Origin of the sequence: Streptococcus sp. Marseille-Q5112 (assembly GCF_916700555.1) — a bacterium.
Taxonomy (GTDB): domain Bacteria; phylum Bacillota; class Bacilli; order Lactobacillales; family Streptococcaceae; genus Streptococcus; species Streptococcus symci.
The window spans coordinates 40,253-57,463 of record NZ_CAKAKP010000001.1 but is presented as its reverse complement, the minus strand read 5'-3'; the positions used below and the strand labels follow the sequence as shown (position 1 = coordinate 57,463).

Below are 17,211 nucleotides of genomic sequence, written 5' to 3'. Positions count from 1 at the left end.
GAGGAAAAATATGCTCTCATGGTTAGCACGCGTTATTAAAGGGATTGTCATTGCTCTGGGATTTATCTTACCAGGAATTTCCGGAGGGGTTCTAGCAGCAATCTTAGGAATTTATGAACGAATGATTGGTTTTCTGGCTCATCCCTTTAAAGACTTTAAAGAAAATGTTTTGTACTTTATTCCAGTTGCCATTGGTATGCTTCTGGGAATCGGCTTATTTTCCTACCCGATTGAATACCTGCTTGAAAATTATCAGGTCTTTGTCTTATGGAGCTTTGCAGGAGCTATCATTGGTACAGTTCCTAGCCTCCTCAAAGAATCAACTCGAGAATCTGATCGAGACAAGATTGATTTAGTCTGGTTCTGGATAACCTTTATCATTTCTGGATTAGGACTCTATGCCTTAAATTTTGTCGTTGGAACCTTGAGCGCCAGCTTTCTTAATTTCGTCCTAGCTGGTACACTGCTGGCTCTTGGCGTATTAGTTCCTGGACTCAGTCCATCAAACCTACTTTTGATTTTGGGACTCTATGCTCCTATGTTGACTGGTTTTAAAACCTTTGACCTCTTGGGAACCTTCTTCCCGATTGGAATCGGTGCAGGTGCAACTCTCATCATTTTTTCAAAATTGATGGATTATGCCTTAAACAACTACCACTCACGTGTCTATCATTTCATCATCGGTATCGTCCTTTCAAGTACCCTTTTGATCTTGATCCCAAATGCAGGAAATGCTGAAAGTATCCAGTACACCGGTATTTCTCTTGTTGGGTATGTCATCATTGCCTTCTTCTTTGCACTGGGAATCTGGCTTGGTATTTGGATGAGCCAATTGGAGGATAAGTATAAATAATGGCAAAAAAAGTTAAAATCAAAAAAACATTGGTGGAACAAATCCTGTCTAAAGCAGGTATCCCACATCAGGGGATTCAAATCAATGCCCTGGAAGGAGAGCTTCCTCAAGGTTATGAACGAAATCAGATTTTCAAAACCTTGGCGCTTTTGGGAGATAAAACAGGACCAATTATCGGAATTGTCCCTATCACTCAACATTTGTCTGAAAAGAAACTAGCCAAAATTTCTGGCAATAAAAAAGTGAGCATGATTCCACAAAAGGACTTGGAAAAAACAACTGGTTACATTCATGGAGCCAATAATCCTGTCGGAATTCGTCAGAAACACAATTACCCCATTTTTATCGATAAAATCGCCCTAGACTTGGATCAAATGATTGTCTCTGCCGGAGAAGTTGGTCATAGCATCATCATCAATCCAAAAGAACTAGCCACCTTTGTTAAAGCAGACTTTGCAGATATTTTGGAGGGCAACTAAGAATGAAACTCTACTTTGTCCGCCACGGCCGTACCCTCTGGAACCAAGAAGGACGCTTTCAAGGCGCTAGTGGTGATTCTCCCCTTCTTCCTGAATCCATTGACACCCTAAAACGACTTGGCCAATATCTCAAGGAAATTCCTTTTAATCAGATTTATTCAAGTGATTTACCTCGAGCGGTCAAATCTGCTGAGATTATCCAAAGTCAACTCCAGACACCCTGTCCTTTAGAAAGTGTTCCTAATCTCCGTGAATGGCAGCTGGGGAAGTTAGAAGGTTTGAAAATCGCAACCTTGGAATCTATTTACCCACAACAAATCAAAGCTTTTCGATTTAATCTTGCTCAATTTGACACTCAAATGTTCGGAGCCGAATCCCTCTATAGCACCACGCAACGGACCATCCAATTTATCAAATCATTAAAAGATAGTCCAGATGAGCGTATTCTAATTGTCGGTCACGGTGCCAATCTTACTGCCAGTCTCCGTACTCTTTTAGGTTATAAAGAGCCACTTCTTCGTAAAGATGGAGGCCTAGCAAATGCCAGCCTGACAATTTTAGAAACTCATGATTTTGAAACATTTACACTCGATACTTGGAATGATACTTCCTATCAATAACAGAACTTGATTTTAGCGTCAAGTTCTTTTTAGTTTTTAAAGATTATCCGTGAATTTCTTGCTTATTTATGATAAAATGGGAGTATCGCAAAAAATGACTCATCGTATTCAATTTTGAGTAAAACTAGGAGGATCCCATGTCAACAGAACATATGGAAGAACTAAATGACCAGCAGATCGTTCGCCGTGAAAAAATGGCTGCGCTCCGTGAACAAGGAATCGATCCTTTCGGAAAACGTTTTGAACGTACTGCAAATTCACAAGAATTAAAAGATAAATATGCTGACCTCGATAAAGAACAATTACACGATAAAAATGAAACAGCTACTATCGCAGGACGCTTGGTAACCAAACGTGGTAAAGGTAAAGTTGGATTTGCCCACCTTCAAGACCGCGAAGGGCAAATTCAAATCTACGTTCGTAAGGATGCTGTCGGTGAAGAAAACTACGAAATCTTCAAAAAAGCAGACCTTGGTGACTTCCTTGGTGTCGAAGGGGAAGTCATGCGTACAGATATGGGAGAACTCTCTATCAAGGCTACTCACATTACACACTTGTCTAAGGCCCTTCGTCCTCTGCCAGAAAAATTCCACGGTTTGACAGACGTTGAAACAATTTACCGTAAACGTTACCTTGACTTGATTTCTAACCGTGAAAGCTTTGAGCGCTTTGTCACTCGTTCAAAAATCATTTCTGAAATCCGTCGTTATCTTGACCAAAAAGGTTTCCTTGAAGTGGAAACACCTGTTCTTCATAATGAAGCCGGTGGTGCTTCTGCCCGTCCATTTATCACCCACCATAATGCCCAAAACATTGACATGGTGCTTCGTATCGCGACTGAGCTTCACTTGAAACGCCTTATCGTGGGTGGTATGGAACGTGTCTATGAAATCGGCCGTATCTTCCGTAACGAAGGAATGGATGCTACTCATAACCCGGAGTTTACTTCTATCGAAGTTTACCAAGCTTATGCAGACTTCCAAGACATCATGGACTTAACTGAAGGCATTATCCAACACGCTGCTAAATCAGTTAAAGGTGATGGCCCAGTTAACTACCAAGGTACTGAAATCAAGATTAACGAACCATTTAAACGTGTTCACATGGTGGATGCTATCAAAGAAATTACTGGTGTCGATTTCTGGCAAGACATGACTTTCGAAGAAGCCAAAGCTATCGCTGCTGAGAAGAAAGTTCCAGTTGAGAAACATTACACTGAAGTTGGCCACATCATCAATGCTTTCTTTGAAGAGTTTGTTGAAGAAACCTTGATCCAACCGACCTTTGTCTATGGACATCCAGTAGCTGTATCTCCACTAGCTAAGAAGAATCCTGAAGACGAACGCTTTACTGACCGTTTCGAACTCTTCATCATGACCAAAGAGTACGGAAATGCCTTTACTGAATTGAACGACCCAATCGACCAACTTAGCCGTTTTGAAGCCCAAGCTAAAGCCAAAGAACTTGGTGACGATGAAGCGACAGGCATCGACTACGACTACATTGAGGCTCTTGAATATGGTATGCCTCCAACAGGTGGTTTGGGAATCGGTATCGACCGTCTCTGCATGCTCCTAACTGATACAACCACTATCCGTGATGTATTGCTCTTCCCAACAATGAAATAAACTCTTATCCTCTGGTACTTGCCAGAGGATTTTTTGATGCAAAAAGAGACTGAGGAAAAACTCAATCTCCACTTTTCACTTCTTTTGTTGCCACATCTTCTCCAAACCATTTCTGGCTGATTTCCTGGAACTTTCCTTCTTGATATAGTTCAATAAAGGATTGGTTTAATGCTGTTAATAATCTTTTATCAGCTGGTCTAACTCCAACAGTAAAAGATTCACTTTCAAATCCAGCTGAAAAGACATTGTAATCATTTAATATCCCCTCAGACTGGAGGTAATAATTAGCATACACTCGGTCAATCAACAAAGCATCAATCCGATCATTTTTCAAATCAATTAAGGCTTCATTGAAACTCTGGTATTGATTGGCCTTCTGGTCTTTAACACGATTTTTCAGTAAGTCTGGCTGAGCTTCAAAGTCTAAATAACCAGAGGAACCTGCTTGAGCTCCCAAGGTCTTATCCTTCATATCCTCTACTGAACGAATTTGCTTGCTTTTCTTCGTAACTAGTACTTGCTGATTTTCCATATAAGGAATACTAAAGACAACTTTTTCTCGGCGTTCATCAGTGGCAGAATAGCCATTCCAAATGGCATCTATGGTTCCATTTTGCAGTTCCGTCTCCTTCATATCCCAGTCGATTGGCTGAAATTGAACCTTAAAACCTAATTTTTCAGAGACAGCCTCTGCTAAGTCAATATCAAATCCTGTATATTGACCATTCTTTTCTTCAAATCCCATAGGTACGAAGGTATTATCAAAACCAATGGTTATACTCCCCTGCTCTTGATACTTATCCCAGTTATCCTGCTTTGGATCACTAGCCTTCTGAGTACAGGCTGTTAAGAAGAGAGTCAGGAACGAAACCAACACCAAGACAATTTTTTTATTAGTCATCGGCACCTCCTACTTGGGTTCAACCTTGAGAATCTGATCTGCAATATTTTCAGCGAATTGTATATCGTGTGTAACCACAATCTGCGTCATCCCTAATTCTCTATTTTGCAAGATCAGTTTTTCAACTTCCAAGCGCAATTCTGGATCAAGTGCAGAAGTTGGTTCATCGTAGCCAATGATTTCTGGGTCAATCATCATAGCACGCGCCAAGGCCACCCTTTGCTTTTGCCCACCTGATAGTGAGAAGGGATAAGCATCTGCATGTCCTGCCAGTCCTAATTGTTCCAAAAGACCTCGCGCCTTCTGCTCAGCCTCATCCTGCTTCATTCCCATGGTTTTTACGGGCGATAAGGTCAAATTGTCTAGAACTGATAAATGATGGAACAGTTGAAAATCTTGGAATACAAATCCCAGTAGATTGCGCTTCTCTAGTTCATCCAATTCTAAAGGTTCTCCATTATAAAATATTTGCCCTGAATCAATGGTTTCAAGACCCGCAAGCATGCGTAAGAGAGTCGTCTTACCTCCACCCGAAGGCCCAACGATAGCTAGGATTTGCTTTTCAGGAATTTTTAGACTGAAATTAGACAAAATTTGCTTTTCACCAAACCCTTTATTGATATTTCGTAATTCTAACATGGCAGCCTCCTATCTATAGTAACTGTATTTCTTCTCAACTTTTTTGGCAAGAATGGTCACAATCCCAATCAAAATCAAGTAAATGGCTCCTGCCAAGAACATAGGAACCAGGCTAGCATCACGGTTTGCAGCTGTTCGACTAGCCAAGATAAGATCTGAAATTCCTAGAGCATAGACCAGAGAGGTATCCTTGACCAAACTCATGACTTCGTTAAATACGCTAGGAAGAACAATCTTGGTCACTTGGGGTAAGATAATATAGCGAACTGTGTCAAAGGGACTAAACTTCAAAACCTTAGCAGCCTCATATTGACCTTTAGGAATGGTATCAATCCCTCCACGAAAGATTTCAGCAAAGTAAGCTGCATAATTCAAAACAAAGGCAATAATGGCCGCAGGAAGACGATCCAAACGGATCCCAATGCTTGGCAGCACATAATAGATAAAAATCAATTGCAAGAGCAAGGGTGTTCCCCTCATAATCCAAATATAAATATTAATCAGATGATGGAGGGGCTTCCAATGGACTTGCAAGGCAAAGGCAATCAAAACGCCCAAGGGAATAGAAAAAATCAAGACCAGTGCAAAAACCTGCAAAGTCATGCTTGCACCGCTCAATAAACTCGGTAATATCTCAAACAAATAAGACATACTGCACCTCCTAAAAATAATTGTTCCTATTATAGCATAAATAAACAAAATAACCAATAATTTTTGTAAAAAAATTCTCTTTAAAAAAGAAAAACTATATCTATCAAAAAAGAAAGGACGAAATGTGTCCTTTCTCGATCTTAGCTTTCCTTTAACTAAAGATCCATAACATCATCCATAGCAAGACTCATGAACCCCCAGATAAACAAACCAAGGACTAAATAAGCATAGAGTGGCAGGGAAGCAAAGATAAAAGGTGATAGTAAAATCATACCCAAGGTATCTCCAAAATTTGTACAAATACAATACAATCCAAAAAAAAGATAAAGGATAAAAATAATAAACCAAAAGCAAAATCGCTTGCGTGCTTTTTCTTTTCGAAACATTTCTTCCACCTCCCCTTCTATAGCTCTATTATATTACTAAGACTTTTATTTGTAAAAGTACTATCAAAAAGAAGGGACTTTTTAATTTTTTTATATCGTTGCAAATTACGATAAGCTAATTCTACGCAAACCAATAAAGATAATCCTCCAACTGATATCAAAAATAACAGAAAGAATAGTGAATAAATTACCAACATAATAAAAGTTGCAAAGATTTCTTCCATATCATGATTAAAAATATAAATAATCGTGTAGGTATAGAGTGCTAAGACAGAAATAGCCACACCTAATCAAATATGTGCCCAAATCAATCCTTTTCCACTCATCTTTCTCCCCAGCTCACTATAGAGCCTCTCTAATCCTTTACCAATCGTTTCTGATCGTCCTTGTTGTAGCTTTATTGATACAAAATTGAGTTTATTTAAAATTCTCTCATCAACTCTCACTGGTATAACAAATTGCTTATCCATATAGTCCCCATATTTTTAACATTACTATACTTTCTTATAGCTACATTGACAAGTTAAAGTTCAAAACCAGCTAAATCGATTACTTCTTATTTATCACTTTTTCAATTGTTGCCAGGACTCCATTAGTCCCTTCCATAAAATCACGAATACTAACACCAGAAGCCCCTCTGTAACTTGCCTGATAAAACTATAAAAACGTTTGAAAATTTGCTCAAGTGCCATCACTTCCTCTTTGGCTCTACATCACCTACTAAGTGAGCAAAAAATTCTGTAAAGATAGACATAATTTTTGCTAAATCTGTTTATTTCAGTAAATCATTAATAGGTACATCATCTCAGAGATTAGCAATAAATTCTAACTACTGGTCAATTTTTTTACTGCTGCAATCTCGTTTTCTACTGTATACATTAAAATTAAGGAATCACGATAATATAAAGATAAAAGGATCGCTTGCTCTCTCTTCTTATCCTATATCTGTCTTATTCAGTCGACATTTAAATTTCTTCAACTTTTCAGCATTACATCCATATACAATAGTAGCATAATGACCATTTGTTGCAGTATCTCAGCTATATATTAAAGTAAATTTCACTTTTTTAGAAGAGTGGTGGACTTTTTACCAAAAAAAATCTAAGGGAGCTATATCAGCTCTCTTACTAGTAGCATGAATGATTTTAAATAGGCATTTTAGATTTATATCGATATAAAATACATTCAACGCTTTCTAATCAAACTTGATCTTTCAAAGTCAAAATCAGAATGATTTAAGTTAATCTTAAACCTGCCTCTTGATTACACAGTGAACCTTGAGTATATCGAATATAATTCTGCATGACGAGCGGAACTGCCAAAAATCGTAAAAACTATTGAAGATTTAAATCTGAAAACAAATACACAACTTGAAGAATCCATTGATAGGCACCTCACCTACCACATCTTTAGGCATACTCTCGTAAGCAGAATAGCGTAACTCTAAAAGCAATTATGGCAAGAGTAGGACGTTCTGATTCTAGGACAATAAACAAAATCTACACACGTTACAAAGAAGATGGATGACAATATCCTCAATTTGCTAGATAATTTATAGTTTTGCCCCCAAAACCAAAAGAAAAGCCTGTCACACAAGCTCAAATGCTTGATATGATAGGCTTTTTGAAGGTTGATTATTTAACAGCGTCTTTAAGAGCTTTACCAGCTTTGAATGCTGGAACTTTAGAAGCTGCAATTTTGATTTCTTTACCAGTTTGTGGGTTGCGACCTTTACGTGCAGCACGCTCACGAACTTCAAAGTTACCAAAACCGATCAATTGAACTTTTTCACCAGCTGCAAGGTACTCAGTTACTGCTGCGAATACAGCTTCAACTGCTGCTGCTGAGTCTTTCTTAGTCAATTCTGTAGCTTCTGCTACTTTAGCGATCAAATCTTGTTTGTTTGCCATGTTAATGATTCCTCCAATTTAATTTCTAATTAACAAATATAATCATATCCTAAAATCCCTTTTAGGTCAAGTTAAAAACGCTATTTCTTCCCATTTTATTTATTTTTTTAGGAGTGGTAACGTACTAAAACAGCCCAAGCATTCTCACCCGTGTGAGTTTGAATAATAGAGCCCGTTTCCAAAACTGAAATAGGCTTTTCAACATAAGCTTGTAAGCTTTCTTTCATCTCTTTTGCCCAATCAGCACTACCAGAATATGAAATTCCAATCTCTGCTACAGAACGTTCAGTTAGCGAACTTGTCAGCTCATCCAACCATTTTTTAAAAGTTTTAGCTCCACGACCTTTAACGATTGGCTGCAATTCATGGTCTTTCATCTGCATGACAACACGTATATTGAGAAGTGAGCTCAACAATCCAGTTACACGGCCAATTCGTCCACCTTTTACTAAATTTTCCAAAGTTGAAACGCCAATATAGAGTTCTGTGTGGTTTTTAACCTCTTCTACACGAGATAAGATTTCCTCCAACTCTTTGCCTTCTTGTGCTAACTTCGCAGCCTCAACAACTTGGAATTTCAAGGCTTGATCAGTGAATGAACTATCAATAACTGTCACATCGGCAGTAGATAAGCTAGCACCTTGACGTGCCGCTTCTACAGTACCAGAAAGAGCATGAGACATATGAATAGCAAGAATCTGGCTACCATCTTTGCATAGGTCTTCAAAAACTTCAGCAAAGACACCTACAGGGGGCTGGCTTGTTTTTGGAAGATTCTTACTTGCTTGCATCAACTGAAGAAATTTACCTTCTTCTTTCAAATCCGCATCAGAATAAACAACATTATCGATCATTACAGATAATGGAACAATAGTGATACCTAATTGATTTACGAGTTCTGGTTCAATAGTAACAGATGAATCGGTTACAATCTTAATTTTTGTCATAGTATCAATCTTTCTATTTTAGGATTCAGATTGTTTTTCTTACTTCTAATTATATCAAAAAAAGATTAAAAATCCTAATGGAGTCATTCAAATTTTCCTTAAAAATTTGATATAATTTACTTATAAGAAAAGAGGTGTCCTATGATTAAAAAAATTTATCCCATTTTAACCATTTTACTAGGTGCTGCTATTTATGCTTTTGGGCTGACTTATTTTGTAGTTCCTCATCATCTCTTTGAAGGAGGGGCGACAGGTATTACCCTCATCACCTTTTATCTTTTTAAAATCCCTGTTTCTCTGATGAACCTGCTGATTAATATTCCCCTTTTCATACTAGCTTGGAAAATCTTTGGAGCAAAGTCCCTCTATTCTAGTTTACTAGGAACCTTAGCCTTGTCCGCCTGGTTGGCCTTTTTTGAACGTATTCCCCTTCATATTGATCTTCAAGGTGATTTACTGATTACAGCCCTCATAGCTGGGATTCTATTGGGAATTGGTCTTGGAATTATCTTTAATGCTGGAGGTACAACTGGTGGTACTGATATTCTAGCTCGCATTCTCAATAAATACACTCATATATCCATGGGGAAACTGCTCTTTATCTTAGATTTTTGTATTCTCATGCTTATTCTCCTAATCTTCAAGGATCTGAGATTGGTTACCTACACGCTCTTGTTTGATTTTATCGTTTCTCGTGTCATTGATTTGATTGGTGAAGGAGGCTATGCCGGCAAAGGATTTATGATTATCACAAAACGTCCTGATCAACTTGCTAAAGCGATTAATGATGACCTAGGAAGAGGTGTTACTTTCATCTCAGGTCAAGGTTATTATAGTCAAGAAGATTTAAAAATCATTTACTGTATTGTCGGAAGAAATGAAATTGTGAAAATGAAGGAAATGATTCATCGAATTGATCCTCAAGCCTTTATAACTATTACAGAAGCCCATGAAATCCTAGGAGAAGGCTTCACATATATAAAAGAGTAAGCAAAAAGCTGGGAAGTTCCAGCTTTTTCTTTATTCAGAAAGTGTAGAATGACGATAGCCATAAGTAAAGTAAATCACAAGTCCAACTACAAGAGCAATTCCAAACGCAATCCATGTTTCTACACTATATTGAAGCATAAAGGAAAGACAGATTAGAATCGAGAGAATCGGCAACAAGGGAACTAGGGGAGTTTTGAATTCTCCTTCTTTAGGCATTCCCTTATCCTTTCTAAGTTTTATAATTCCATAAGCCAATAGGATAAGATAAGCAAGCGTACAAATATTTAGAAAGGCTGCAATACTAGCCAGTGGAAACACTCCTGCTGCAATTGCAGAAGCAACTCCAGTTAAGATGGTCGCATTTTTAGGAACACGACTTGTTTTGCTTAATTGCTTAAAACTTCGAGGTAAAAGACCATCACGTGCTAAACTGTAAATCATACGCGATAAGGCATAAGTCATAGAAATACATACTGTTATTAGGGTCAAAATGGCCACTAATGACACATAATTAGCTGCCCAACCAATTCCTATACTTCGCAATGAAAATGCTACAGCATCATCCACATTGAGTTGGCTGTAGTGAACAATCCCTGTCAATACTAATGTAACCAGAGCATAGAGAATCGTTACGATTGTCAAAGACAAAACAATACCTCGTGGGACATTCTTTTGTGGATTTTGAATTTCATCAACAGCCATCGAAATAGATTCAAATCCTAGGAAACCAAAGAACATCAAAGATGCTCCTGCCATTATTCCAGTACTTCCACCATAAATTTGACCAAAACCAAAGGGAGCAAAGTTGGACCAATTTTCTGGTTTAATATACCAGATACCAACTAGAATAAACAAAGCGAGAGCAGAGAATTTCAAGATGACTAGAAGCGAATTAAAACGCAATGCTGCCTTGGAATTTAATAAAACTAAACCGGTTACCAGTGTCAGTACCAAAATAGGTAAAAGGTCTATATAGGTACCCTGCTCAGGGTTAAAGGTCCCATTCAAGGCTTGAGGCATTGAAATACTATAGTTACTGAGCAAGCCTTTAAAATAAGCTGCCCAGCCAGAGGCCACACCAGAAACTGCTGTCATGAACTCCATGATGGTCAACCAACCAGCAATCCAAGCTGGTAATTCACCCAAAATTGCATACAAATAACTATAAGCACCACCAGTTGCAGGAACACGAGAGGCAAACTCTGCGAAAAAGAGGGCGGATAAAGAAACACACAGGGCAGAAATCACTATAGATACAACCAGTGACGGACCAGCAAGCGTTGCTGCTGCGGTTCCTGTAATGGTAAAAATCCCAGTTCCTACCATGGCACCGATTCCTAATAAAATCAAATCCCATACTTTTAAATGACGGTGCATTTCAGTACGTCCCAAGCTAACATCTTTTGTTCTAAAAATATTCATACTTCATCTCCATTAAATATGATTGTTTTATTTTATCATATAAAAGAGATTTTGTGAATATTTATAAGATAATTTTTCAAAAAAATCCGAACAGAATAAATCCTGCTCAGATTCTACATATTCTTAGCCAACTGATCCTTCCATTTCGTAGCTAATCAAGCGGTTCAGCTCAACAGCATACTCCATTGGAAGTTCTTTTGTAAAGGGTTCTACAAATCCCATAACAATCATTTCTGTCGCTTCTGATTCTGACAATCCACGGCTCATGAGGTAATAGAGTTGCTCTTCTGAAATCTTAGATACCTTAGCTTCGTGTTCCAAAGCGACTTGTGAGTTGTGAATTTCATTAAACGGAATGGTATCTGATGCTGACAAGTCATCCATGATAATAGTATCACATTCGATGTGAGAGACAGATTTCTTAGAGTTTTTATTAAAGGTTACTTGTCCACGATAGTCAACCTTTCCTCCACCTTTAGCGATGGATTTAGACACGATAGACGAGCTTGTATGTGGAGCGTTGTGGATCATCTTAGCTCCAGTATCCTGGTGTTGCCCAGCATTGGCAAAAGCGATAGAGAGCATGGTACCACGCGCCCCTTCTCCATCAAGGTAAACTGATGGGTATTTCATGGTAGTTTTGGCACCCAAGTTTCCATCAATCCACTCAACAGTGGCATCCTTTTGAGCTTTAGCACGTTTTGTAACCAAGTTATAGACGTTATCAGACCAGTTTTGGATAGTCGTATAACGCATATAAGCTCCATCCAAGGCAAAGATTTCTACGATGGCCGCATGCAAGCTGTTACTTGAATAAGTTGGCGCTGTACATCCTTCTACATAATGGACACTTGCTCCCTCATCAACGATAATCAAGGTACGTTCAAACTGACCTGTATTCTCGTTGTTTATACGGAAGTAAGTTTGAAGTGGAATATCTACCTTGACCCCTTTTGGTACGTAGATAAAGGTTCCACCAGACCATACTGCTGAGTTGAGGGCCGCCAACTTGTTATCAGTCGGTGGTACCAACTTGGCAAAGTATTGCTTAAACAAGTCTGGGTATTCCTTAAGGGCAGAATCCGTATCTGTAAAGATAATCCCCAATTTCTGGAATTCTTCCTTCATGTTATGGTAAACCACTTCTGACTCATACTGGGCAGAGGCACCTGCTAGATAAGCACGTTCAGCTTCTGGAATCCCGATACGTTCAAAGGTTTCTTTGATTTTTTCAGGAACCTCATCCCACGAACGAGCTGGTTTATCAGATGGTTTTTGGTAGTAGATCAAGTCATCAAAATCAATCTCTGACAAATCTGCTCCCCAAGTTTGCATGGGCATTTTTTTGAAGGTTTCATAAGACTTCAAACGGAATTCTAGCATCCACTCAGGTTCTCCCTTAGCAGCTGATAGTTCACGAATGACATCTTCATTCAATCCTTTTCCTGTCGATAGGACAGGCTCTACATCATCATGGAAACCAAATTTATATTCACCAAGGTCAATTGGTTTTGGTTCTACTCTTTCTTCAGCCATAATATCCTTTCTTTCATTCTTTATTTCTACTGATTCATAAGACAAAAGAAATTTGTCTTACTGATTTTCTTGATTTTCAATTGTTTTCTTCAAAGCGTTCCAAGCTAGGGTTGCACACTTGATTCGTTGAGGAAATTTGGCAACGCCTGATAAGAAGGCTGCATCGCCAAGTTGATCTTGGCGTTCATCTTTTTGCCCTTGAACCATCTCAGAAAAAATGGTCGCAAGTTCTAAGATTTCTTGTTTGGTTTTTCCTAAAACTGCATCTGTCATCATGCTAGCAGAGGCAGTTGAGATGGTACAGCCCGAGTTTAGAAAAGCGATATCTTCCAAACGGTCATCTATATCAAACTTGACAGAGAGGTTGATGACATCTCCACAGGTCGGATTATTGAGACTGATTTGTTCAGCGTCTTCTAACTTCCCTTGATGATGTGGATTTTTCGAATGGTCCGCTACCACTGCCATATAAAGGCTATCTAGTTTAGAAAGTGCCATTGAAAAACTCCTTTGTCTTTTGTAAGGCATCGACTAGTTTATCGCAATCTGCCTTGGTATTGTAGATATAAAAACTTGCACGAGCTGTTGCTGGGACATCCAAATACTGAAGCAAGGGTTGCGCACAGTGGTGACCTGCACGAACAGCTACTCCTTCATAATCCAAAGCTGTCGCAAGGTCGTGAGGATGGAGATCGCCTAGATTAAAGGCAATGACACCTGAACGTTGAGCCAAGTCCTGAGAACCGTAAATAGTCAATCCTTCAATCGCCTGAAGTTTTGGATAGACGTATTCAATCAGTTCCTGTTCATGGGCTTCAATGGCATCCATACCAATCTTTTCAAGATAATCTACTGCCGCAGCAAGTCCAATTGCACCTGCCATATTTGGTGTTCCAGCCTCAAATTTCCAAGGCAATTCCTTCCAGCTAGCAGATTGCTCATAGACGAAATCAATCATTTCGCCTCCAAATTCTACTGGTGACATTTGCTCTAGGTACTTTTCTTTACCATAAAGGACACCAATACCAGTTGGACCAGCCATCTTGTGACCTGAAAAGGCAAAGAAGTCCACATCCAAGTCCTGAACATCAATCTTCATATGAGGCGTAGATTGAGCACCATCCACCACCATGATAGCTCCAACTTGATGGGCCAATTGAGTGATTTCTTTGATTGGATTGACCACACCAAGAACATTTGAGGCGTGAGCAAGGGAGACAAACTTGACCTTGTCAGTCAATTTAGCTCGCAAATCCTCCATATCCAGAGCTCCATTCTTAAGATAGACATAGACAAGCTCTGCCCCAGTCTTGCGGCAGGCTTCCTGCCAAGGAATGATGTTGGAATGGTGTTCCATGACAGAAATCAAAACCTGGTCTCCCTCAGTCAAGACTTCCTCAGCATAACGCGCTACCCAGTTAAGACTGGTTGTCGTTCCTCTAGTAAAGAGAACTTCCTTTGTAGACCCTGCATTGATAAACTTACGAATGATTTCACGAGCGGTTTCATAGGAAGCTGTTGCCCTTTCTGCCAAGGTATGAACGCCACGATGAACATTGGCATTGTCGTTCTCATAGTAGCGGTTAATCGTCTCCAGAACTGCTAGTGGTTTTTGTGTCGTCGCAGCATTGTCCAAATAAACCAATGGTTCATCATTAACAATCTGGTCTAAAATTGGAAAATCCTTGCGAATCGCTTCTACATCTAACATAGGCTACCCCTTAGCGTTTTGACAATTTTTCTTCGATTGTTGCAATCATTTCATCACGAACTTCCTTGACTGGAATCTCAACAATAACAGATCCAAGGAAACCGCGGACAACCAAACGTTCTGCAGTTGCCTTATCCAAGCCACGACTCATAAGGTAGTACATGTCTTCTGGATCTACCTGACCGATAGAGGCCGCGTGACCAGCAGTTACGTCATTTTCATCAATCAAAAGAATTGGGTTGGCATCTGAACGTGCTTGGTCTGAAAGCATGAGAACACGGCTCTCTTGTTGGGCATCTGCTCCCTTGGCACCCTTGATAATGTGGCCAATACCATTGAAGGTCAAGGTTGCTTTTTCAAGGATAACCCCATGTTGGAGGATATTTCCGATTGAGTTACATCCGTAGTTAGTCACTCGAGTATCAATCCCTTGAACCTGACGTCCACTTGAAAGAGCTACCACTTTAAGGTCAGCATGACTACCATTTCCAATCAAGTCGCTATCAAAATCCGCAACTACGTTTCCTTCGTTCATAACACCGATTGCCCAGTCAATGCTTGCATCGTTGCCTAATTTACCACGACGGCTAATGTAGGCAGTAACATTTTCACCTAAACGGTCGATAGCCGCAAACTTCACTTGCGCACCAGAACGTGCAATGACTTCCACAGTGATATTGGCAGTTGCTTTGACACTTCCTTGGCCACGTGACTCTAAACGTTCCAGATAACTAATCTTAGAATTTTTACCAGCGATAATCATAATATGCTTGTTAAACGGCACATCGCTATCGCTGTCTTGATAGAAAATTCCTTCGATTGGTTCTTTAATCTCAACATTATCAGGAATATAGAGAACAGCACCACTATTGAAATAAGCTGTATGGTAGGCTGCCAACTTGTCATCGTCATACTTAACAGATGACATGAAGAATTCTTCAATCAGCTCTGGAATTTCTTCTAAAGCTGAATGGAAATCTGTGAAGACAACACCTTGTTCAGCCAACTCAACCGGAGTTTGCTCAAAAACAGTTTGAGTTCCTACTTGCACCAACTTCAAGTGGTTATCTAAAGCTGTGAAATCTGGAACATTTGCTGATGGCTCACTTTCTGTAATCGTTCCATCACCCAGATTCCAACGGTGGAATTTGACACGCTCAATAACTGGTAATTCCAAAGTCTCAATCTTGTCAAAAGCTTTTTGACGGAGATCAGCCAACCAGCTTGGTTCAGCGTGCATTTCTGAAAAAAGTTTAATATTTTCTTTAGTCATTTACTTCTCCTAAAAGATACGAGGGAATTACAATTCTTCCTTGTAATCGTAGCCAAGTTCTTCAGCTAGTTTTGCGTATCCTTCACGTTCCAAACGCGTAGCCAATTCTGGACCACCTGAAAGGACAACACGACCTTCCATCATGACGTGTACCACATCAGGCGTGATGTAGTTCAAAAGACGTTGGTAGTGAGTGATAATCATAGCACCAAATCCTTCACCACGCATAGCATTAACACCTTTAGAAACAACTTTAAGGGCATCAATATCAAGACCAGAATCAATCTCATCCAAAAGGGCAAAAGTTGGTTCCAACATCAAAAGTTGAAGAATCTCATTACGTTTTTTCTCACCACCAGAGAAACCTTCGTTGAGGTAACGCTCAGCCATTTCTTCTTTCATGTTGAGCAATTCCATCTTCTCGTCAAGTTTAGTGATAAACTCACGAACTGAAATCTTCTCATCGTCTTCTTTACCAGCATTCATGGCTGCACGAAGAAACTCAGCGTTAGTAATACCAGGAATTTCTGATGGGTATTGCATAGCAAGGAAAAGTCCCATACGCGCACGCTCGTCAACTTCCAACTCAAGGATGTTTACGCCATCAAACAAGACTTCACCTTTGGTAACTTCATAGTTTGGATTTCCCATTATAGCTGCAGAAAGAGTTGATTTACCAGTACCATTTGGTCCCATGATAGCAGCAATTTCACCTGTTTTCAGGGTCAGGTTAACCCCTTTTAAAATTTCTTTTCCTTCAATCTCAACGTGAAGATCTTTGATCTCTAATACTGACATGATAGTTCCTTTCTTTTTCAAAGCCTTTACAGTACTTACTAGAAACATACTTGATTTCCCTAGAAAATACGGAAATACTCAATGAAAATCAAAGAGCAAACTAGGAAGCTAGCCGCAGGCTGTACTTGAGTACGGCAAGGCGAAGCTGACACGGTTTGAATTTGATTTTCGAAGAGTATAAAAGGTCAATAAATATACTTTTATAGTATAACAAAAAAAAGCCTAAAAGGCTTTGATTTTGTCTAGAAGCTGAGGACTAGTCTTTTCCTTTCAAGTGCTGGTCAATGACATCTACAATCTTGCCCATCAAGTAACTGACTCGGAAATTTCTAAAAAGCAAAATGGCCCAAAAGGCTGCCATAATATAGCGACCAGTCATCCAGGCTTCATTGAAAAAATAGGTCTCAGCAGCTGTAAACAGCGCGATGATAATAAATTGTTGTCTATTCATAAACTTATTGTATCAT

General features: G+C 39.3%; 19 protein-coding genes. 5 read left to right on the top strand and 14 right to left on the bottom strand.

Annotated elements, in window-relative coordinates; all coding sequences use genetic code 11:
* Positions 1 to 10: 10 nt before the first annotated feature.
* The 4 genes from LG372_RS00320 to lysS all read left to right on the top strand — a co-directional run bounded on the left by LG372_RS00320 (position 11) and on the right by lysS (position 3,580).
* Positions 11 to 853 carry a DUF368 domain-containing protein gene (locus LG372_RS00320; protein ID WP_049552079.1) on the top strand — a complete coding sequence of 281 codons (843 nt, stop codon included), beginning with the start codon at positions 11 to 13 and terminating at the stop codon, positions 851 to 853.
* Complete coding sequence (locus tag LG372_RS00315) at positions 853 to 1,332, top strand: aminoacyl-tRNA deacylase (RefSeq protein WP_094753784.1); 480 nt, start codon at positions 853 to 855, stop codon at positions 1,330 to 1,332. The genes LG372_RS00320 and LG372_RS00315 overlap by 1 nt, the downstream gene beginning before the upstream one ends.
* A gap of 2 nt (positions 1,333 to 1,334) precedes the next feature.
* Entirely contained in the window at positions 1,335 to 1,952 is a 618-nt protein-coding gene (locus LG372_RS00310; protein WP_094753783.1) for a histidine phosphatase family protein, read from the top strand.
* A gap of 137 nt (positions 1,953 to 2,089) precedes the next feature.
* Entirely contained in the window at positions 2,090 to 3,580 is a 1,491-nt protein-coding gene (lysS, locus tag LG372_RS00305) for a lysine--tRNA ligase (protein ID WP_033681936.1), read from the top strand.
* A 61-nt stretch (positions 3,581 to 3,641) separates the two neighbouring features.
* Here the strand turns inward: lysS and LG372_RS00300 are convergent, their stop codons facing one another.
* From LG372_RS00300 to LG372_RS00275, 7 genes are all read right to left on the bottom strand, one after another.
* Complete coding sequence (locus tag LG372_RS00300; protein WP_225741832.1) at positions 3,642 to 4,481, bottom strand: amino acid ABC transporter substrate-binding protein; 840 nt, start codon at positions 4,479 to 4,481, stop codon at positions 3,642 to 3,644.
* 9 nt (positions 4,482 to 4,490) lie between these two features.
* Entirely contained in the window at positions 4,491 to 5,120 is a 630-nt protein-coding gene (locus LG372_RS00295; protein WP_225741831.1) for an amino acid ABC transporter ATP-binding protein, read from the bottom strand.
* A 9-nt stretch (positions 5,121 to 5,129) separates the two neighbouring features.
* The gene (locus LG372_RS00290; protein ID WP_049487112.1) at positions 5,130 to 5,771 is read right to left on the bottom strand and encodes an amino acid ABC transporter permease; all 642 of its coding nucleotides are present in this window, start codon (positions 5,769 to 5,771) and stop codon (positions 5,130 to 5,132) included.
* A gap of 676 nt (positions 5,772 to 6,447) precedes the next feature.
* Positions 6,448 to 6,627: a hypothetical protein gene (locus LG372_RS00285; RefSeq protein ID WP_049487111.1), complete on the bottom strand. Its 180-nt coding sequence runs from the start codon at positions 6,625 to 6,627 to the stop codon at positions 6,448 to 6,450.
* 93 nt (positions 6,628 to 6,720) lie between these two features.
* Complete coding sequence (locus LG372_RS09710; RefSeq protein WP_263974029.1) at positions 6,721 to 6,849, bottom strand: hypothetical protein; 129 nt, start codon at positions 6,847 to 6,849, stop codon at positions 6,721 to 6,723.
* Between the two features lie 942 nt (positions 6,850 to 7,791).
* Positions 7,792 to 8,067: an HU family DNA-binding protein gene (locus LG372_RS00280; protein WP_001284640.1), complete on the bottom strand. Its 276-nt coding sequence runs from the start codon at positions 8,065 to 8,067 to the stop codon at positions 7,792 to 7,794.
* 107 nt (positions 8,068 to 8,174) lie between these two features.
* On the bottom strand, positions 8,175 to 9,014 hold the full coding sequence (locus LG372_RS00275; protein ID WP_225741830.1) for a DegV family protein: 840 nt from the start codon (positions 9,012 to 9,014) through the stop codon (positions 8,175 to 8,177).
* A gap of 141 nt (positions 9,015 to 9,155) precedes the next feature.
* Here LG372_RS00275 and LG372_RS00270 point away from each other — a divergent pair, with 141 nt between their 5' ends.
* Positions 9,156 to 10,004 (top strand): YitT family protein, encoded by an 849-nt coding sequence (locus tag LG372_RS00270; protein ID WP_049551580.1) that lies wholly within the window; start codon positions 9,156 to 9,158, stop codon positions 10,002 to 10,004.
* 30 nt (positions 10,005 to 10,034) lie between these two features.
* On the opposite strand, the gene LG372_RS00265 is transcribed toward LG372_RS00270, so the two are convergent.
* The 7 genes from LG372_RS00265 to LG372_RS00235 form a co-directional block, all read right to left on the bottom strand.
* Entirely contained in the window at positions 10,035 to 11,426 is a 1,392-nt protein-coding gene (locus LG372_RS00265) for an APC family permease (protein ID WP_049487108.1), read from the bottom strand.
* 123 nt (positions 11,427 to 11,549) lie between these two features.
* The gene (gene sufB, locus LG372_RS00260) at positions 11,550 to 12,962 is read right to left on the bottom strand and encodes a Fe-S cluster assembly protein SufB (protein WP_000797054.1); all 1,413 of its coding nucleotides are present in this window, start codon (positions 12,960 to 12,962) and stop codon (positions 11,550 to 11,552) included.
* Between the two features lie 57 nt (positions 12,963 to 13,019).
* Positions 13,020 to 13,460, bottom strand: coding sequence for a Fe-S cluster assembly sulfur transfer protein SufU (sufU, locus tag LG372_RS00255; RefSeq protein WP_070478797.1), 441 nt, complete (start codon positions 13,458 to 13,460; stop codon positions 13,020 to 13,022).
* The gene (locus LG372_RS00250; RefSeq protein ID WP_225741829.1) at positions 13,447 to 14,673 is read right to left on the bottom strand and encodes a cysteine desulfurase; all 1,227 of its coding nucleotides are present in this window, start codon (positions 14,671 to 14,673) and stop codon (positions 13,447 to 13,449) included. Before LG372_RS00250 ends, sufU begins: the two co-directional genes overlap by 14 nt.
* Positions 14,674 to 14,683: 10 nt before the next feature.
* Complete coding sequence (gene sufD / locus LG372_RS00245) at positions 14,684 to 15,946, bottom strand: Fe-S cluster assembly protein SufD (RefSeq protein WP_225741828.1); 1,263 nt, start codon at positions 15,944 to 15,946, stop codon at positions 14,684 to 14,686.
* Between the two features lie 27 nt (positions 15,947 to 15,973).
* Entirely contained in the window at positions 15,974 to 16,744 is a 771-nt protein-coding gene (gene sufC, locus LG372_RS00240; protein WP_225741827.1) for a Fe-S cluster assembly ATPase SufC, read from the bottom strand.
* A 256-nt stretch (positions 16,745 to 17,000) separates the two neighbouring features.
* A complete protein-coding gene (locus tag LG372_RS00235) occupies positions 17,001 to 17,195 on the bottom strand; it encodes a DUF3272 domain-containing protein (protein ID WP_001081602.1) in 195 nt (64 codons plus the stop codon).
* Positions 17,196 to 17,211 lie beyond the last annotated feature (16 nt).